At 40.8% G+C, this 17,733-nt stretch carries 20 protein-coding genes and 1 riboswitch; of the genes, 4 read left to right on the top strand and 16 right to left on the bottom strand.

The window, feature by feature from the left end:
• Window positions 1–24: 24 nt before the first annotated feature.
• Complete coding sequence (locus RSX31_RS05895) at window positions 25–330, top strand: hypothetical protein (RefSeq protein ID WP_148971053.1); 306 nt, start codon at window positions 25–27, stop codon at window positions 328–330.
• Here RSX31_RS05895 and RSX31_RS05900 read toward each other — a convergent pair whose 3' ends face one another.
• From RSX31_RS05900 to RSX31_RS05975, 16 genes are all read right to left on the bottom strand, one after another.
• On the bottom strand, window positions 331–1,578 hold the full coding sequence (locus RSX31_RS05900) for an EAL and HDOD domain-containing protein (RefSeq protein WP_315633827.1): 1,248 nt from the start codon (window positions 1,576–1,578) through the stop codon (window positions 331–333). It lies immediately after the preceding gene.
• Between the two features lie 201 nt (window positions 1,579–1,779).
• Window positions 1,780–3,069, bottom strand: coding sequence for an NCS2 family permease (locus RSX31_RS05905; RefSeq protein ID WP_148994088.1), 1,290 nt, complete (start codon window positions 3,067–3,069; stop codon window positions 1,780–1,782).
• A gap of 277 nt (window positions 3,070–3,346) precedes the next feature.
• The gene (gene ribH / locus RSX31_RS05910) at window positions 3,347–3,817 is read right to left on the bottom strand and encodes a 6,7-dimethyl-8-ribityllumazine synthase (RefSeq protein ID WP_148971050.1); all 471 of its coding nucleotides are present in this window, start codon (window positions 3,815–3,817) and stop codon (window positions 3,347–3,349) included.
• A 12-nt stretch (window positions 3,818–3,829) separates the two neighbouring features.
• Complete coding sequence (locus tag RSX31_RS05915; protein ID WP_148971049.1) at window positions 3,830–5,023, bottom strand: bifunctional 3,4-dihydroxy-2-butanone-4-phosphate synthase/GTP cyclohydrolase II; 1,194 nt, start codon at window positions 5,021–5,023, stop codon at window positions 3,830–3,832.
• A 17-nt stretch (window positions 5,024–5,040) separates the two neighbouring features.
• Window positions 5,041–5,697 carry a riboflavin synthase gene (ribE, locus tag RSX31_RS05920; RefSeq protein WP_315633829.1) on the bottom strand — a complete coding sequence of 219 codons (657 nt, stop codon included), beginning with the start codon at window positions 5,695–5,697 and terminating at the stop codon, window positions 5,041–5,043.
• Between the two features lie 24 nt (window positions 5,698–5,721).
• On the bottom strand, window positions 5,722–6,789 hold the full coding sequence (gene ribD / locus RSX31_RS05925; protein ID WP_397548076.1) for a bifunctional diaminohydroxyphosphoribosylaminopyrimidine deaminase/5-amino-6-(5-phosphoribosylamino)uracil reductase RibD: 1,068 nt from the start codon (window positions 6,787–6,789) through the stop codon (window positions 5,722–5,724).
• A gap of 189 nt (window positions 6,790–6,978) precedes the next feature.
• A riboswitch (FMN riboswitch) is annotated at window positions 6,979–7,122 on the bottom strand.
• A 188-nt stretch (window positions 7,123–7,310) separates the two neighbouring features.
• Complete coding sequence (locus RSX31_RS05930) at window positions 7,311–7,631, bottom strand: four-helix bundle copper-binding protein (protein ID WP_187443442.1); 321 nt, start codon at window positions 7,629–7,631, stop codon at window positions 7,311–7,313.
• A gap of 56 nt (window positions 7,632–7,687) precedes the next feature.
• Window positions 7,688–8,383, bottom strand: coding sequence for a hypothetical protein (locus RSX31_RS05935; RefSeq protein WP_148994089.1), 696 nt, complete (start codon window positions 8,381–8,383; stop codon window positions 7,688–7,690).
• Between the two features lie 142 nt (window positions 8,384–8,525).
• Window positions 8,526–9,398: a patatin-like phospholipase family protein gene (locus RSX31_RS05940; protein ID WP_148971131.1), complete on the bottom strand. Its 873-nt coding sequence runs from the start codon at window positions 9,396–9,398 to the stop codon at window positions 8,526–8,528.
• Between the two features lie 138 nt (window positions 9,399–9,536).
• The gene (locus tag RSX31_RS05945) at window positions 9,537–10,139 is read right to left on the bottom strand and encodes a GNAT family N-acetyltransferase (protein WP_315633835.1); all 603 of its coding nucleotides are present in this window, start codon (window positions 10,137–10,139) and stop codon (window positions 9,537–9,539) included.
• 61 nt (window positions 10,140–10,200) lie between these two features.
• On the bottom strand, window positions 10,201–10,431 hold the full coding sequence (locus RSX31_RS05950; RefSeq protein ID WP_315633836.1) for a hypothetical protein: 231 nt from the start codon (window positions 10,429–10,431) through the stop codon (window positions 10,201–10,203).
• A 98-nt stretch (window positions 10,432–10,529) separates the two neighbouring features.
• The gene (locus tag RSX31_RS05955; protein WP_315633838.1) at window positions 10,530–11,306 is read right to left on the bottom strand and encodes an ABC transporter permease; all 777 of its coding nucleotides are present in this window, start codon (window positions 11,304–11,306) and stop codon (window positions 10,530–10,532) included.
• Window positions 11,303–12,205: an ABC transporter ATP-binding protein gene (locus RSX31_RS05960; protein WP_315633839.1), complete on the bottom strand. Its 903-nt coding sequence runs from the start codon at window positions 12,203–12,205 to the stop codon at window positions 11,303–11,305. Before RSX31_RS05960 ends, RSX31_RS05955 begins: the two co-directional genes overlap by 4 nt.
• Window positions 12,202–12,417, bottom strand: coding sequence for a PLD nuclease N-terminal domain-containing protein (locus RSX31_RS05965; RefSeq protein ID WP_148971043.1), 216 nt, complete (start codon window positions 12,415–12,417; stop codon window positions 12,202–12,204). Before RSX31_RS05965 ends, RSX31_RS05960 begins: the two co-directional genes overlap by 4 nt.
• A gap of 126 nt (window positions 12,418–12,543) precedes the next feature.
• Window positions 12,544–13,536, bottom strand: coding sequence for a helix-turn-helix transcriptional regulator (locus tag RSX31_RS05970; protein ID WP_315633842.1), 993 nt, complete (start codon window positions 13,534–13,536; stop codon window positions 12,544–12,546).
• Window positions 13,537–14,444: 908 nt separating this feature from the next.
• The gene (locus RSX31_RS05975) at window positions 14,445–14,768 is read right to left on the bottom strand and encodes a DUF4870 domain-containing protein (protein ID WP_148969340.1); all 324 of its coding nucleotides are present in this window, start codon (window positions 14,766–14,768) and stop codon (window positions 14,445–14,447) included.
• Between the two features lie 245 nt (window positions 14,769–15,013).
• Between RSX31_RS05975 and RSX31_RS05980 the strand changes: the two genes are divergently transcribed.
• The 3 genes from RSX31_RS05980 (at window position 15,014) to RSX31_RS05990 (ending at window position 17,597) form a co-directional block, all read left to right on the top strand.
• A complete protein-coding gene (locus RSX31_RS05980) occupies window positions 15,014–15,793 on the top strand; it encodes an undecaprenyl-diphosphate phosphatase (RefSeq protein WP_148994093.1) in 780 nt (259 codons plus the stop codon).
• A gap of 10 nt (window positions 15,794–15,803) precedes the next feature.
• Window positions 15,804–16,403: a DedA family protein gene (locus RSX31_RS05985; RefSeq protein WP_148994094.1), complete on the top strand. Its 600-nt coding sequence runs from the start codon at window positions 15,804–15,806 to the stop codon at window positions 16,401–16,403.
• Between the two features lie 63 nt (window positions 16,404–16,466).
• Window positions 16,467–17,597, top strand: coding sequence for an amidohydrolase (locus tag RSX31_RS05990; RefSeq protein ID WP_315633848.1), 1,131 nt, complete (start codon window positions 16,467–16,469; stop codon window positions 17,595–17,597).
• The last annotated feature ends 136 nt before the right edge of the window (window positions 17,598–17,733 follow it).

The following is a 17,733-nucleotide window of genomic DNA, read 5'->3' on the forward strand; positions in this document are numbered from 1 at the left end:
ATTTAGAGACAATGGGGATGGGTGATGATGATCATGAAGGATGAGTATACTTTTCGGTTTCAAGTTCAAGAGGTAGAAGAAGCGGGTGACGAATACCATTCCCGGGTAGTGACTGTATTGGCCCATATTCTGAATGACAAAAAAGACCTTTTACATGAAGGTCTCTTTCGTGTGCGTTTCAATCAAATCGGCATTTATCCTTTTCCTAAAGATGTAGCCCGACAAATATCTTCTAAGCACCTCCAGCGGTTACTTCTAGTTGAATTGAAGAGATATATAAAGCCTCAAAGAAAATATCTGACCCCAGGGGAATATAAACGTGTTTGGTAACTAACTGATCTCTGCTATTTCATCTTGTAAGAGGTCTCGTGCCCATTTACATGATGTTTGATAGCATTCCATCACATCTCCTTTGTTCAACTTCAGTTCGGCCATTTTTGTTTCGATTGCTGTCCAGTCAGCTTTTTCAAACAAAATAACCAGCTCCAGAATGTCTTTGAACTCGTTTGAGGTACCCGTTAGTGCATCACAGATTTCGTCATTCAATGGTAATTCATTCAGGATTACTTCAATTGGCATAGATAATATCGTTTCCATTAATGAAAACATACCCGTAAGGAAATAGCTCGACTTCATTGAACCGCGATTGTGCTTCTCTGCCAGCATCTCACACATTTTTGCCCTTGTTAAAGATAATGTAATAACTTCGTTTTCTAATTGCTTCCTTTTACCAACCTGCTCCCTAACCGCTAAAACATAAATCCACCGTTTAATTTCCAGAAGACCCAATAGAACAATAGCCTGTCGAATAGAATGAATTTTATGTTTAGGTCGGTAAGAAGGTGAATTAATTAATTTTAAAAGTTTATAGGACAAAGAAAGATCCTGTTCAATCAATCGACTAATCACATCAATGCTAGGTTCCGTCATTTCCAGACTTTGAATAATCGAATAATAGGAATGAAAATAGGTAGGTACGTCATGGGTAGAAATGATTTTTGGTTTACTAAAGAAATACCCTTGAAAGTAATGGTAACCGTTTTTCCTTGCTTCTTCATATTGTTCCACTGTCTCCACTTTTTCTGCCAGGAGCTTGTACCCCAGTAAATTAGCGAAAACTTCAATCGTTCCCCGGTTAGTGTCTGTGGTATGTAGAAAATCAACCTTCACATAATCCGCAATTTTCATTAATTTTAAGTAGTTAGGATCCGATTCATTAAAGACAAAATCGTCTAATGCGATTTTATAACCCAGCTCCTTTAACTCTAAGCAAACCTTCAGGATTTCAGGACTTGGAATTACATTTTCCAAAATCTCCACGACAATTTCCTTGGGTTTGAAGTAGGTAGGCACTTTATCCCTTAAAAGATTTTCTGTGAAATTGATGAAGCATGGCTTACCAGCGGACAAGCTTTCAAGACCAATATTTAAATAGCTGTTAATAATGACATCGGCCGTGGCCTGGTCTCCATCTATATTTGGAAACATATTCAATTCATTGTTTCGGTAAAGAAGCTCATAAGCTACGGTTTCTCCATTCCGATCAAAAATTGGCTGTCTCGCTACAAACACTTCCATTACACTCACCCCTGCTGGTTTCCTGATATATGCATAAAAATAGTCCTAAAGTTTCATTAATCCCTATAATAATACCAAGAAATATGTGGAAAGTCCACGGAATTTGGAAGTAGCTGTAAGGACAAAAAAACTCAAGCAGACAGCTCATAACTACGATTTTAATCGTAATGATGAGCAAATCCACTTGAGTTCTTTACCGCTTTAATGAATCGAATGAACAAAAAAGTTCATAAGGAACAATGCAGCAATGATATATAGAGGAATGGATACTTCTCTCGCTTTACCTGTAGCCAATTTTAAAATTGGATACAGAATAAAACCGATGGCAATTCCATCTGCGATACTGTACGTAAATGGAATCATTGCAATGATAAAAATGGCTGGAAATGCCTCTGTTAAATCACGAAGATCCATATGTCGTATATTTTGAATCATTAAGCCGCCAATGATAATGAGGATTGGGGCGATAGCATGATCTGGAATCCACTTTAAATACGGAATAAACAACACAGATCCCAAGAATAATACTCCAGTAGTCAAACTCGTTAATCCCGTACGACCACCCGCTGTCATGGCTGCAGCACTTTCAACAGTAGAAACCGTCGGACTCGTTCCGAAGAATCCTGATGTAAAGGCAGAAAATGCATTAGCCTGGAACGCTTTAGAGTATTTATGAGGTTGATCGATCATATCCGTATGTCCATGAACGAGACCGATGTTTTCAAATACCAGCACCATCGTGACAGAAAAAACCGCAATCCAAAACGGAATCTCCAAAATGGCACTAAAGGATATTTGACCGAAAACCTGACTGTATTCACTTAATTGGAAAGAACTGGACTGAATCGACGGTTCGATTCCAAAGATGAATCCCAGCAAGGTTCCAAAAGCAATACTCCATAAAAATTGACCTTTTACATTTCGAACAAACAAAAATATCGTCACCAGGAAAGTCAGCACAGTGGCCAACACCTTTAATTCCCCAAAATCACCAATCATGATGAGTGCGCTCTCTCCTCTTTGGATGAGACCGCCTTTTTCAAGACCGATAAACATTAAAAACATCCCTAATCCTACAGTGATGGCTTCTTTTAATGTTTTGGGTATGGCTTCTGATAATACTTTTGAAAGCTTTGTAAATGCAATGATCATAAAGAGTATTCCTGAAATCACTACGACAGCTAAAGCTTCCTGCCACGTTAAGCCCGATGATTTTACGAGTGTAAACGTAAACATCGCATTAATACCCATGCCTGGAACCAGAAGTATTGGTGCATTAGCCCAAAAGGCCATCACCAAACACCCAACGAAGGAGGCTAGAATGGTTGCCATAACCGCTCCTTCAAATGGAATTCCAGCTTCAGAAAGAATTAAAGCATTCACAGCGATGATGTACACAATCGTGAAATAACCGATTGCTCCAGCCATCATCTCCTGCTTCATCGTGGTACCGTGATTCTTTAACTGAAAAATACCTCCACGTGCTTTCATATAATAATCTTCCTATAAAACTGCCCTCTCCCTACCCGCTCCTCCCATAATAAGGGGAGCCACAAAATACTATTCTAGCAAAAGGTCTGACGTTTGCCAATATGTATTTTGATGGGTACAGGTTGTTTCTCCATCAGGAATACCGACGAAAAGTGAAATACTCCAGAGGCTTTTGTGGTAAATCGAGCCATTTTACAAATTTATCCACACACCCCAGGTCCGTCCCTCGTAAAAAGCCAAGCCTCCCAAAAAGGAGGCTTGGCTTAGTTGAAAAATTTTACTTATCAATCTCACGAATCAAATTGGCCATTTCAATGGCTGATACAGCTGCTTCCCATCCTTTGTTTCCTGCTTTTGTGCCGGCTCTTTCGATGGCCTGCTCGATTGTATCTGTCGTCAAGACTCCAAAGATGACGGGTACCTCTTCCTGTAGGCTTAGATTGGCCACTCCTTTTGCAACCTCTCCGCTTACATATTCAAAATGAGCGGTTGCTCCACGGATGACCGTTCCCAGGGTAACAACGGCATCATATTTCCCTGAGCGAGCAAGTTTTTTGGCAATCATAGGTATTTCGAATGCACCTGGAACCCAAGTGACAGAAACATTTCCTTCTTCAACGCCGTGGCGCTTTAATGCATCTTCCGCCCCACCCAGAAGTTTTGATGTGATGAACTCATTGAAACGTGAAACAACAATGGCAACCCTTAATCCTGATCCGACTAAATTACCTTCATAAATTGTTTTCATTGTATTTTCCTCCTAAAATTTAAGTAAATGTCCCAGCTTAGCATGCTTTGTTTTTAAATATTTCTCATTTTCGAATTTCGCCGGCATCTGGATCGGTACTCGATCTGCGATTTCTAATCCGTAACCGTTGATTCCGGCAATTTTTCTAGGATTATTGGTCAGTAGACGCATCTTTGTTATGCCTAAATCTCTCAGTATCTGTGCTCCGATTCCATATTCCCTCAAGTCATCACCAAAGCCCAGTTTTTGATTAGCTTCAACTGTGTCATAGCCTTCTTCCTGGAGCTTATAGGCCTTCAATTTATTGATTAAACCAATCCCACGGCCTTCTTGTCTCATATAAAGCAGTACACCTTTTCCATGCTCTTCAATTTGAGTCAGTGCTGTGGCAAGCTGCGGTCCACAATCACAGCGATTGGAACCGAATACATCTCCCGTCAGGCATTCAGAGTGAACACGGACCAGTACATCTTCATCCTCGGACCACTCTCCTTTCACAAGTGCGATATGCTCTTTACCTGTAAGGTTTTCTGTGTAAGCAACCGCCTTGAAGTTTCCGAATTCGGTTGGAAGTTCAATTTCCACTTCTCTCGTCACAAGCTTTTCTTTTTTGCGTCTGTACCTGATCAGATCTTCAATGGAGATGATCTTAAGGTCCCATTTATCAGCCAGTTTCATTAATTCAGGTACTCTTGCCATCGTGCCGTCTTCATTCATGATTTCACAAATGACGCCTGATGGTTGTCCCCCTGACAGAATAGCCAAATCGATGGCGGCTTCTGTGTGTCCTGCCCGTTTTAGTACTCCGCCTTTTTTGGCGACAAGGGGAAATACATGACCGGGTCTTTTAAAGTCCTCGGGCATTGAGACCGGGTTCAATAATTCCTGTATTGTGGTCGATCTCTCAAATGCACTAATCCCAGTAGTTGCGGATTTATGATCGACAGAAATCGTAAAGGCTGTTCCATGAGGATCCGTATTTGACATCGTCATGGGTGCAAGCTTTAGTTTGTGTGCAATCTCCTCTGTTATCGGGGCACAAATTAACCCTCTTCCTTCTTTAGCCATAAAATTTATGACTTCTGGAGTCGCTTTATCTGCAAGTGCAATAAAGTCTCCCTCATTCTCACGGTTTTCATCATCTACTACGATAACGACTTTACCTGCCTGTAAATCTTCAAGAGCTTCTTCGATCTTATTAAACATGGGGCAACCCCTTCCTATTAGTCAGCGAAACCATTTTGACTTAAAAAATCATAGCTGATGCGGCTTGAATTACTCTTAGACTGTTCCTTTGCTTCATAGAAGCGATGAAAATATTTAGCCATTACATCACATTCAATATTGACACGATCCCCTACTTTTTTTTCACCAAGAACCGTGTCCCCTCTCGTTTGCGGGATCAACGAAATCGTAATGGCATTACTTTTCACACCAAAAACAGTAAGGGAAGTGCCGTCTATTGCGACAGAGCCCTTCATGATAAACAAGTGGCTCTGATTTTCCGGAATGGAAATGTCCATATACCAGGCATTTTCAACTTTCTCTATTCTAACGATCGTTCCTACTCCATCGACATGCCCATTAACGAAATGCCCGCCGAAACGACCGTTAGCAGCCATTGCCCTCTCCAAGTTCACTTTAGAACCATGGGACAGGTTTCTGAGCGTTGTGCCTTCAAAGGTTTCTGGCATCACGTCCACTTGGAATTGCCTGGAACTGAATGAAGTGACGGTTAAACAGACACCATTCACACTGATGCTATCTCCAATATGAACATCTTCGAGAACGCGGCCTGCTGTTATCGTCAGTTCCATGGATGAGGAGGACTTTTGCATGCGTTCAATTGTGCCGATTTCTTCAATGATTCCAGTAAACATCCCTTTCTCCTCCTTTCAAAAAGGCTATCCCTTAGGTAAGGCAATTATTTTAATGTCCTTTCCTACTCGTTCTATGCTCTTAATCTCCATTTCAAGACCTTCTGCAATGGTCGGGAATCCATCCCCTCCAAAACTGGTGAAGGCAGAGCTTCCGCCTACAAGCTTGGGAGACATGTACATAACCAATTCCTGAAAGGCTCTTCCCTTTAAAAAGGAAGAATGAATGGTAGATCCACCTTCTACATAAAGGGATCCTATATTCCGGTCACCCAGTTCTTTTAATACTGTGTGAATGTCCATCCATTCCTCTGAAAGGGTGATGATTTCACAGCCTGATTCCATATAGGGCAGCTTCTGTTCTTCATTGACAGAACTGCCTGTAAAGATGAGGGTCCTGCTTTCCGAGTCTTTCACTACATGAGAGTGGAGAGGTGTTCGTAAAAAGGTATCTAATATGATTCGAATGGGGTTTTTTCCACCTTGGGGCAAACGGGTGGTAAGGTGTGGGTTATCCTGAATAACGGTATTGACTCCTACTAATATCGCGTCATGCCGGTGACGATCATAGTGGACATCTGTGCGGGATGCTTCTGACGTAATCCATTTGCTATCTCCTGAAGCTGAAGCTGTTTTCCCGTCTAATGTGACAGCTGTCTTAAGTGTTACATAAGGTGTACCGTATTGAATGAAATGGAAAAAATGCTTGTTTAGTTCGAGTGCTTCTTCTTCAAGCTCTCCGACCATTACTTCTATGCCTGCATCCTTCAACTGTTGAATTCCTCTTCCCGCTACAAGGGGATTTGGATCAGTGCTGGCAATATGGACCCGCCTCACTCCGCTTGAAATCAGCAGCTGTGAACAGGGAGGTGTTTTCCCATAATGAGAGCATGGTTCCAGCGTCACATAGACGTCACTCCCCTGTGCTTTGTCTCCCGCCATCTTTATGGCATGAACCTCTGCGTGACCTTCTCCTGCTTTGAGGTGCGCACCCATTCCAACGACTTCTCCATTTTTCACCACAACCGCTCCTACGGCAGGATTGGGTGAAGTTTGACCTTGGGTGGTCTTGGCCATAGTGAGGGCAAGCTTCATATATTGTGAATCGTCCAATCGTTTTACCTCCCTTCTTTTATCACTATTATTCTAAAATAAATAAACCCCAAGTAAGTTTTTACTTGGGGGAAGTTGGCATGACTGAATAAAGCATTTACATGATTACTTTTTTTGGAAACAAAATCCTCAAAAAGATAGACTTCTTGCGTCTGCATCAAGTAAATACCGCCGTTCCTTCTCCCATCCAGACTATCACTGTCGGCTTTGGAATTTCACCAAATCCACCGTCTAATTTTCATTAGCCGGGTCACGGACTAAGAGCATGCGCTCATCACCGCCGGTAGGGAATTTCACCCTGCCCCGAAGGAAACCTATTCGATTAACATTATTCTATCATAGTTTCATAAATGAAATCATGTAAGGAGCACTAAAATTATATTTTTGTACTATTTTTTGAATATATATTAGAAACCTCTCTCTATTTCTAATTGTAAGCACTAAGAAATTGCTGCAAGAATAAAAAAGAATGCCTCCACTAAATAGAAGCATCTCTTCATTTATTATGCTAATAGCTTCCTGCATTCTTCCGCACATTCAAAACAGGCTTCAGCGCAGTCCTTACAATGCTGTTGGTCATGAGAATTACATTCTATACCACAAGCATCACAGATTTCTGCGCAAAGGACCAGAATTTGTTGAACAAATTTACTGCTTCGTTGCATGACATTAATGGCATAGGAACAAATATCCGCACATTCCCGGTCCAGTTCAATGCACATCATCATTGCTTTTTCTTCCTTAAGGGATGCATGATAGCAAACATTACATGCTTCCAGACATCGGTGCAAAGCCGTTAAGCATGGTTTATAATCAGCATTCATAATCTCACCTCCACAAATGTTCCTTTTTAGCGTACCCAAATGAAAAAAAAGGATTACTATGAGGTAAGAAAATAATCACTGTCTACATACCATAGGAAAACAAGGAGCCAATCCAGTTCTTCGCTATATGTTTCATAAAAAGAAATATAACTATGGTGATAGTCGAAGAGCTTTTGAACAGTTTGAGGAAGATATCCTTTTTGTAAGGATAAATAATTTTTTTTATTATAATTCAAGATCCATCGTTTGTTTCCTTTATAAATGATAATCGTGTCACCTTCATCACTGCGCCATTCAATAGCAGTAGAGCTCTGGTACTTCAAGTGAAAAACCCTTCCTGCTCCGCCCTTATCGATTTTCATGGACCTGCTCCATTTTAAGAATGTCAGTGGTTGCTTATGTTTTCGGTGGAGCATATAATATTTCGGGTTATTGATCAAGGACGTCCTTTGAATAAAGTATTCTGACCATCCATTCGTTTTTAAGTAATAGGAACCTTCTTTCGTCTGAACTCCGACTAATGAATGCCGGGATTCAGGTATTGTTTCATAAAATAATCGGTTCGCTTTCCTTATCTCCTTCTTCATACTAAAACTGAGATATAAATTTGAGCACGCAGGTATAAAAATTAACAGTGGAAAATAAAATAACTGTTTGGTCACAATCAGCATTCCTACACCTATGAGAAAATACATAATACTGCGATAAAGCAACGTATATTGTTCATTTTTGTAGATTTGATAGAGGTTCATGAAATGCTCGTCCTTTCAAGGAATCTCTATCATATGTATGAAAAAATCCCTTAAATAGACCTTTTAAATAGAAAGAGCCAACGCTTGCAGAATCCTCAATAAAGAGATGGGAAGACTTTTCTGCCCTTCGTTGGCTTATATGTTATGAGTGCACTGGAGTGGCTGTGCGATTCCATTCCATTATTTTTTTATCCTTTGCCTCTGCATCATGATAGCCTTGCCAGTACAATTCGTCCAGCTTTTGTGGATTTTTTTCAATACGGCTCACTTTTAGAGGATGTTGGGGTTGAATGATCAGGACATCCCCATTCTTTTCTCTCGTTTCTAATTCCTTGATTGTTTGATTGTAACGCAAGTAACGGTTATACATCGTTTTATGTAATTCAGGATATTGAGGGTACTTTTTTTTCACAAGGAAAGAAAATCGTGAAGGCTTTTTATAATAGCCTCTGTTTCTAGTTAATATGACTACATTTTTCTTAAACCCGTCCTGCTCAGCTTTTTCGATGGGAACAGGGTCACTTATTCCTCCATCTAGAAGATGCCGGGATCCAAATTCGACGATCGGAGCCACAAATGGCAGGGAACTTGACGCACGGATAATCGTAAGGAGCTCCTCACCATAGTCTCTTCTTGAGAAATACGCCGGTTTTCCTGTATGACAATCTGTGGTGCCGACAATAAATTCCGTTGAATTAGAGTGAAAAGCTTCATAATCGAAAGGGACCAGCTTATTTGGAATTTCATCAAACACGTAATCCATCCCAAATAACTCTCCTGTTTTCCAATAGTTTCGCCAAGATAAATATTTCGGATCACGGATAAAGTCTACATTCACCTTCTTATTGCGTCCATTTTGCTTAGACAAATAGGATGCGGCATTACATGCACCCGCAGAGACTCCGACAACATAAGGAAACTCAATGCCTCTTTCAAGGAAGTATTCCAATGCTCCCGCCGTGTATATCCCCCTCATACCTCCACCTTCGAGAACGAGGCCTGTGTTTTCAATCATCATCTTCTTGTCTACCTCCCTAATGATGCAAGAATTTACGTCACCGGTATTGAATAAACGATAATATCTTCCCAGAAAATAGTGAGAATGTGTACTAATTTGCTCACTGTTCAAGCCACTTATTGATTTCATTCTCGATTATTCCGACTCGATCTCACATTCATCGTTCTCCACAGGAATAAGCTTAGCGTTACACTCTTTTTCATAAAATTCGATGGGTCCTGCTTCCTTTAATACGGCGTACATATACCCTTTCTCTTGCATGCAATGTAATGCATTATATAGGAGTCCTTTTCCCACTCCTTTATGACGGGTGTGTGGCAGTACCCCCATCGGTCCGTAAATCCCTTTTTTATTTTTATACACATCAAATGCTGCGAATCCAATAAATTTACCTTTTTCTTCCGCTTTGATAATCGGGATGAATTCTTCTGATGATTGAAAGGCCTGTATCAATGTTTTTGACCATGATTCTCCAAAATACTCCTCGACCCATTTCAATAGTTCTTTTTCATCTTCAGCCTGTACGGGGCAAATTTGGAATTCAGGGTCCACTTCATATCTCCAATCTTTGTTCAATAAATATACCGTCAAATCCCGGGCCTTAGTAACGGATCGGATAATCCTTTCATGAGGCATAGAACTAAGTTCTTTTTGCAGCTGTGGGTGTTCTGGTAGATGGGCGTAAAACGCTTTGATAATATGACCTTCGTTTAAAAACGTTTGGTTGTATCTTTTCATGACTTCAATCGACTTGTTCCATACCTTTCTTGCGTGTGTGGATAATGGAATCGAAAAGCGATCAATTCGCTGTATCAGAAGTCTCTGCAGGAATGATATTAGATATGTTTTCTATCTGTTTCATATAGGGCTCCATAAGGTGATACATCTCCCTTAAAGTACCTTCTTTTACGTGAGCGGCTCCTAAATATAGATCCATGCTTTGAACGCTTTTATGATGATTCCTTTCGGCAATCATATTAGCGTTTTGAATCAATTTGTTTACTTTGTTGGTGTATTGAAGTTCTATCATCCTGCCACCTCCCTTCTATTACCATTATTCGACAAACAATAAGGTAATCCTTTTACTATTTAATGAGGTCCGTCCCTCAAAAAAGGCAGCAGACCTGGTCAGATCAAATCTTTTTTCTTGTAGAGTGGTGGAGCTATGAGCAGGATAGCCAGGCAAAGGGTGGTGGTAAGGATAATTGTCCCTGTCAGGTGATCCGGCCATGTGCTGTGAAGAATGATTTCATTTACATAGTTGGTTAGCTGACTTGGGGACCACTTAAAGGTTCTGGTCATGAATCCTGACACAAAGGTTAATAGTATGGCGATCCCGATCGTACAGAATGCTGCAAGGCCCGACGTTTTTACTAAACTACTAAAGAAGACGACCATTGTTAAGATAAAGGTAAGCCACAAGCCATAAACGAGGAATCCCTGCACGAATGGTGTAAAACCAATCCCGTTGAATAATACATGAATATAATACCAACTGGATAGCATCCCAAGGCCATAGGAGACCCACACCAAAACAAATGCGGCCATCCATTTGGAATAAATATAAGCTGCGTATGAGACGGGCTTAACCAATACCATTACAGCATTTCCACTCTTTCTCTCTCCCGCAATCATTCCCATGAATCCTAATACGATGATGAGGACGCCAAAGGTACTAAATTGGCTGATAGTCGACAATAATACTTCTTCAGATGAAGGCGTGGGAATGCTGATGACCGTTCCTTCCGGCAGATCTCCTACTGAATTAAGAATGTCTGGTAAATAAAATGCCATCAATGGTTCCGTTAATCCAAATAATATGAATACGAAAGGCATCCAAATCATTTTATAATTTCGTGTTAGTTCCAGTATTTCTTTTCTGAATAGTATCCAGCATGTTTTCATTTTTTTATCACCTCCATGAATAGTTCTTCAAGGCTCTGTTCACTTGTTTCCAATCTAGTCACTCCCCAATGCTTTTCTGAAATCATTGAAAAGATTCTCGCTCTATCTCTGTCCAGTTCATTAACTTCGAAAGAGAGCCGATTTCCTTCTGCTACAAGATGATGAACCCAATCTTTTTGCAGCAGATAGGGTTTATACTTTTCGCTATCTTCGTTAAAGTACAGGTTCAATCTCGGTGTCTGGTGCCTTTCCTTTACTTCTACAAGTGGACCTTCTTCAATCAGCTCTCCACCGTGCAAGAACAGCACGTCCTCACAAACCTGTTCTGCATCATTCAAAATATGTGTAGAAAAAAGGATCGTCGTTTCCTTCTTTAACTTTTTTAACAGCTCCAGCACTTCTCTTCTCCCGAAAGGATCTAAGGCAGATACAGGTTCATCAAGGATTAAAAGCTTCGGTTGATGAATAAGAGCCTGAGCTATCCCTAATCGCTGCTTCATTCCACCAGAATACTGACCAATTCTTCGATTCTTTCCTTCCAACAAACCTACCAACTCTAAAAGTTCTTCACATCGATTTTGAGATGTTTTCCTGGTTAATCCTGCGATTTCACCGGAAAAGGTGAGAAATTCTTTTCCTGACATCCATTCAAAAAAGGAAGGATATTGAGGCAGGTAGCCTATCAATTGCCGTATATCTTTAGAGGCACCGCTTGAGGAAATTGATCCATTAGTAGGTGTAATCAACCCTGCAAGCATATTTAAAGTAGTGGTCTTCCCTGCACCATTAGGACCCAGCAGAGCTGTACAACGACCTTGTTTTAATTGAAAGGAAACGTTTTTTACGGCAAGCTTTTCCCTATACTTCTTTTCTAAAGAAAATACTTCTAATACGTTCATCCATCATGTCTCCTTCCAAAAATGAAATACACAACCGGTCCAACGATATTGATAAACAGGATAATGAGAACCCACAGCCATTTTGGTCCATTCGTTGATTTAATCCGGATCAAATCACTCACTGCAACCACCATGAGTATGAATTGAATAAGGATGACAGGAGCAATAAGCCCCCAATTTATTGACTGAAACGCTTCTTGTAATTCATTCATCTCCGATTCCTCCTTTTGTTTACAAATATAAGACGGAGGAAAAAGAAAATCGTTCATTTTTCTTTTAAATAAATTTCTAAAACAATAAAAAGCACTGAGCCCCATGCAATGAGGTTCAGTGCTTCATTATTGATGATATAAGGAATACAGCTTAGTCACTTCCGTTTTAACGGTGTCCACCAGGGAAGGAGGAGTTACGACTCTCGCCTGACTTCCAAAATTTAAGATCCAGTTTACTAGTCCATTACTGACACGGGCTTTTGTTGTTAGAATAAAATGGTCTTCACCATCTCTTTGAATGTTAACATCCTTTCCGAACTTATCGATGATCACATTGATGAGGTGGTTTTTAAATGAAACTTTAATCCATTCTTCATCACCTGCAAACATATGAAAGGTGGATTGTACATACTTAGATACATCAAAGGGTTCGTATGGAAAGGTTTCAGAAAGGGGTTCTACATTCCTTAATCGATCCACACGGTAGTGGCGGATTTCATCTGCTTCAAAATAATAGGCGATGAGATAGTAGAAATCATTTGCCCATGCAAGGGCATAGGGCTTCACTTTATAAAGCTTTCCTTCATGGCTCAAGTTAAACTGTTTCTTCACATCGTAACGACCGTATTGGAACGTAATCATTTTACGTTCTGCTATTGCTTCATGAATATCATGGATAGCGAGGCGAATATAGGGACTTTCACTTTTAATGGAGGAATCGATTTGAATTTCATTATGCAGCTTTTTCCCTTGATGAAGACTTGTGAGCCGCTTTATTTTTCCAGTCAGCTGCCTCGTTTCCTTCTTTGATATGAATTTGGCAGAAACGACTGCATCGATGAGCATGCGAAGTTCATATAGCTCGAACAAGCGATATTGATGACTATAATATTTAGGCAGCCCTTCTTTTTCCTGGTTTATGGTGACATCGAAATTATTTCTGATGAGATGCTCAAGGTCATCTTTTAATGAATTCTTATTCAATTTCACGTCAGGGCCAAACATCTGCTTAAAACGCAGAATAATATCATCCAAACTCAACTCATGTTCCTCATCCGTCTCTTCACTCAAAATACCCATCAACCTAAGCACTCTCTCTTTATTATCCACCCTCGTCATTTTGACATGCTCCTTTCGGGGACAAACGTAAAACAGTAAGATATTTTTATTAAACTATCAATATTCCGATATTTTTGTCAACACTTTATTTCTAAAATGCTTTTTAATGAAGGTACTTTTAGAAGCTTGATATTTTTATATAAGGTCTGCTTGGGCTCTGTCCATTAGTGAGTGCTGGATGGTGAGGGGAACTGCTTCGCTTTCCGCGGACGCTCGGCCAAGCCTCCTCAGCTTAGCCGAACGGGGTCTCGGCACGCCCGTACTTCCGCAGGAGTCTACGCAGTTCCCCTCACCATCTATAAGAAAATTCCGTAGCAGAGCTTAATAGTGACAAAATCAATCTATAGAAAACAGACTACTGCTCTCTCCTTTAGAAGTTATTTAACGTGGGAGCATTATTTGATTCATTCGAAAGATTGTTCAATGATCTACCGATTTATGAGTTACCATAAAATTTTCTTTTACTCCTTTGTGGATAGTTTGTTTTAGAATCAAATGCTCACCTATCTACAATAGGAGCTTTTTTGTGTTTGTCTATCTGTACTTTTAGGCAGTAAGAATGTAGTAGCACAGAGTGGATTGTAGCGGAAGGCACTTGACTCCTGCGGGAAATAGAGGAAAGGTCGAGACCCCGCAGGGCAAAGCCCGAGGAGGCTCGACTTCCTCCCCGCGGAAAGCAAGTGCCTGGAGCGGAAAGGAACGGTCCATGTTTTCGGATTATCACTCCTTTAATAGATGAATTTATTTTAATTTGAACCTGCGTATGATCAGTGGGAGAGATCCCCAAATAGCGACGAGGATGCCCGCCTGCCTTACTTTCTCAGTGTAAAGGCAAACAAAGTTAAAGGAAAAAACCTTAATAAAACAGAAAAAAAAAGAACCCATGAATGCTCATGGGTTCCCAGCTGCTATTTAAGTAATCGAAAGACCGTTGGAATTCTATAATGCTCTCCCTCATAGGCTCTGATCGCTCCCAATATTGTAAAGATCAAGGCCAGGACCCCCACGACAGGAGCCAGAACAAATCCAATCAGCACCACCATCAAAATGGTGCTTACCAAACCATAAACGGCATATGAAATAAGAAAGTTGAAGTATTCCTTCCCATGAAAGTCCACGAACTCTGATTCATCCTTTTTAATAAGCCAGATGATCAATGGTCCAATGAATGCTGTGAAGAAGCTTAATATATAAATAAGAGCAGCCATCATTCTTTCATCTTTTGTCGGCATATTGAAATTCCTCCTTTTCACTGCTCACCCTAAATTAGAGTAAACAGAAAGTTTGATTCTATCCTCCTCTATATTTACGTGCATTCAGTCAGAAAGTTTCATCCAATCATGCATTTTTTTGAGAACACTTGAAGAGAGAAATTCATCAAACTTCAGGACAGTCCTCATGAAATCTGAAAGGGTGGAATATATGTTAAAAAAGAGGAGTTTGTCCTTAGTGGACTTGCAGAAAGGTAGTGGTGGATTTGAATAAATTTGAAGCCTTCATTCTGGGGATCATCCAAGGTTTAACAGAGTTCCTTCCAATCTCAAGCACAGGTCACCTTTATCTGGGGAGGCTTAGCTTTGGATTGGAGGAAGCTGGACTTTTCTTGGATACGATGCTTCATATCGGAACATTGATCGCTGTTCTCGTTGTGTATCAAAAGGAACTTCTCTATATGCTGAGGCACCCCTTTAGTAAATTATCGTGGATTCTCATCATTGGAACCATCCCGGCTGTAATCGTTGGTTTTTTGTTCGAAGATTTCTTCGACTCAATCTCAAAGTCGGGTTCCACCATCGGATGGGAGTTTCTTGCAACGGGATGTATTATGTATGTTGCAGACGGAGTGAAAAATGGCTATAAAAAACTGGATGATCTTTCTTACACAGATGCAGTGGTGATCGGAAGCTTTCAAGCAGCAGCCATCTTCCCGGCATTATCAAGGTCAGGATTAACGATTGCGGCAGGTTTATTCAGAAAACTGGACAGGGAAACCGCGGCTTATTTTTCCTTTCTTCTCTCTACCCCTGCCATACTCGGAGGGATCGTGCTTCAAGGGAAGGAAATGATAGGAGGAACTGTTGAAGCGATCTCTTTTTCAAGTTTAGCCATCGGAACAGTAAGTGCCGCAGTATTCGGATACTTCGCCATCCTTACGATGGTTAATTTTTTGAAAAAGCACTCCCTTAAAGTTTTCTCCTACTATGTGTGGGCACTGGGGCTCTTGATTCTCTTTCTTCAATACTCTGGGATTATGTAGGAGGAACACGATGAACCATGAATCGATTGTACAAATCCTGACACAATTAACTGATTTGGGTTACGCAGGAATCGCACTTGCACTCATGATAGAAGTGATTCCAAGCGAGCTTGTATTAAGCTATGCAGGCTTTATGGTGAATGCCGGTAAACTCTCCTTCATTGGAGCGTTCCTTAGTGGGGTCATCGGTGGCACACTTGCACAACTATTTCTCTATTGGCTTGGCTACTATGGTGGCCGACCCTTCTTCGAGAAATATGGAAGGTATCTACTTATTCAGCAAAAGCATTTGACGGCTGCTGAAACGTGGTTTGATAAGCATGGTACCATCGTCATTTTCACCGCTCGATTTATTCCGATCGTCCGTCACGCCATCAGTATTCCGGCTGGCATCACCCGGATGCCTCTTTCTACTTTTACTCTTTATACCTTTGCAGCCATGCTTCCCTGGACATTATTGTTTATGGTCATCGGGATGGAGCTGGGTACTCACTGGGAGCACATTGAAGTAATCGGAGTACGCTATATTAAGCCTTTGAGTTTCATTGCAATTGTTGGAACATTTGTCTATCTATTTTATTCCTATTGGAGAAACAAAAGGAAGGATTAACTTCTTTTTTTCCATGAAATTGTTTAAAATAAGAAGGAAACAAGACCCACGAAAGGATTACCTATGAATTCGATACTATTAAAGAACGCAACTATATACCCCATCACATCAAAGCCCATACAAAACGGCTCTGTACTCATAAAAGACGGAAAAATCAAACAGATATACTCAACTAGCGTAGAATCATCCCGAGAAGTTTCAGTGTATGATTGCCAGGGGAAATTTCTTTTCCCCGGTTTCATCGACTCCCATACCCACCTGGGATTATACGACGAAGGTACAGGGTGGGCAGGTAATGATGCCAATGAAACCATCGAGCCCATGACTCCTCATATCCGTGCATTCGATGGCGTTTATCCATTGGATCCAGGTTTTAAAGATGCCCTGAAGTACGGTGTCACAACGGTGAATGTCATGCCGGGGAGCGCAAATGTCATCGGTGGTACGACTTCTGTGATCAAAACCTATGGCTCAACGATTCGTACGATGCTCATCAAAGAAACCTCGGGATTGAAAATTGCCCTGGGGGAGAACCCGAAGCGGATTCACAGTACCGGCAACAATGATTCCATTACAAGAATGGGCATAATGGGTATGCTTAGAGAAGCATTTTTCTCTGCTAAATATTGCGATCAACCTGAAGATCTCAGGGTTGCACCTTTAGTATCTGCATTAAAACGTGAAATCCCGGTTCGGATACATGCTCACCGTGCAGATGATATCTTGTCTGCCGTCCGGTTTGCCGAGGAATTCAATTTGGATTTTCGTATTGAGCATTGTACGGAAGGACATCTCATTTCCGAGGAATTTCATGGTAAGAATGTAAAGGTTTCTGTAGGGCCGACCTTTACGAGAAGATCGAAAGTGGAACTAAAAAACAAAAGCTGGATCACGTATCAAAAACTGACGGAAGCTGGTGTCGAAGTATCGATCACGACAGATCACCCGTACACCCCCATTCAATACTTGAATATGTGTGCGGCCATTTCTGTTCGTGAAGGGTTGGCAGAACAAAAAGCTCTTGAGGGCATCACCATCCTGCCCGCCAGAAACCTTGGTGTATCAGAACGGATCGGTAGTATTGAGGTGAACAAGGACGCCGATTTAGTCCTTTGGAGCCACCACCCTTTTCATTTTATGGCAAAGCCCATCATTACGATGGTGAATGGAGAAATCGCTTATCAAAACGTGTAGAAATTTGTTAAAAATTTTCATCAAAATTTAGCATTTTACCTATTTCCTTTTTGTTATATTTCGTATATGATACAAATGGATATTATATTTCCGATTACATTGTTCTAACGAGATTTATTTTTATATAGAGTGATTG

The sequence above is a fragment of the Rossellomorea yichunensis genome, from assembly GCF_032337515.1.
Lineage (GTDB): Bacteria > Bacillota > Bacilli > Bacillales > Bacillaceae_B > Rossellomorea > Rossellomorea yichunensis.

Excerpts from the sequence above, each read along its gene's own strand:
- RSX31_RS05985 (WP_148994094.1), top strand. The coding sequence starts at position 15,804 with ATGAACCATGAATCGATTGTACAAATCCTGACACAATTAACTGATTTG.
- RSX31_RS05970 (WP_315633842.1), bottom strand. The coding sequence starts at position 13,536 with ATGACGAGGGTGGATAATAAAGAGAGAGTGCTTAGGTTGATGGGTATT.
- RSX31_RS05975 (WP_148969340.1), bottom strand. The coding sequence starts at position 14,768 with ATGCCGACAAAAGATGAAAGAATGATGGCTGCTCTTATTTATATATTA.
- RSX31_RS05930 (WP_187443442.1), bottom strand. The coding sequence starts at position 7,631 with ATGAATGCTGATTATAAACCATGCTTAACGGCTTTGCACCGATGTCTG.
- ribE (WP_315633829.1), bottom strand. The coding sequence starts at position 5,697 with ATGTTTACTGGAATCATTGAAGAAATCGGCACAATTGAACGCATGCAA.
- RSX31_RS05895 (WP_148971053.1), top strand. The coding sequence starts at position 25 with ATGATGATCATGAAGGATGAGTATACTTTTCGGTTTCAAGTTCAAGAG.
- RSX31_RS05915 (WP_148971049.1), bottom strand. The coding sequence starts at position 5,023 with ATGTTTAATAAGATCGAAGAAGCTCTTGAAGATTTACAGGCAGGTAAA.
- RSX31_RS05950 (WP_315633836.1), bottom strand. The coding sequence starts at position 10,431 with ATGATAGAACTTCAATACACCAACAAAGTAAACAAATTGATTCAAAAC.
- RSX31_RS05945 (WP_315633835.1), bottom strand. The coding sequence starts at position 10,139 with ATGAAAAGATACAACCAAACGTTTTTAAACGAAGGTCATATTATCAAA.
- RSX31_RS05955 (WP_315633838.1), bottom strand. The coding sequence starts at position 11,306 with ATGAAAACATGCTGGATACTATTCAGAAAAGAAATACTGGAACTAACA.
- RSX31_RS05905 (WP_148994088.1), bottom strand. The coding sequence starts at position 3,069 with ATGAAAGCACGTGGAGGTATTTTTCAGTTAAAGAATCACGGTACCACG.
- RSX31_RS05935 (WP_148994089.1), bottom strand. The coding sequence starts at position 8,383 with ATGAACCTCTATCAAATCTACAAAAATGAACAATATACGTTGCTTTAT.
- RSX31_RS05965 (WP_148971043.1), bottom strand. The coding sequence starts at position 12,417 with ATGAATGAATTACAAGAAGCGTTTCAGTCAATAAATTGGGGGCTTATT.
- ribH (WP_148971050.1), bottom strand. The coding sequence starts at position 3,817 with ATGAAAACAATTTATGAAGGTAATTTAGTCGGATCAGGATTAAGGGTT.
- RSX31_RS05940 (WP_148971131.1), bottom strand. The coding sequence starts at position 9,398 with ATGATTGAAAACACAGGCCTCGTTCTCGAAGGTGGAGGTATGAGGGGG.
- RSX31_RS05900 (WP_315633827.1), bottom strand. The coding sequence starts at position 1,578 with ATGGAAGTGTTTGTAGCGAGACAGCCAATTTTTGATCGGAATGGAGAA.
- ribD (WP_397548076.1), bottom strand. The coding sequence starts at position 6,789 with ATGAAGCTTGCCCTCACTATGGCCAAGACCACCCAAGGTCAAACTTCA.
- RSX31_RS05960 (WP_315633839.1), bottom strand. The coding sequence starts at position 12,205 with ATGAACGTATTAGAAGTATTTTCTTTAGAAAAGAAGTATAGGGAAAAG.
- RSX31_RS05990 (WP_315633848.1), top strand. The coding sequence starts at position 16,467 with ATGAATTCGATACTATTAAAGAACGCAACTATATACCCCATCACATCA.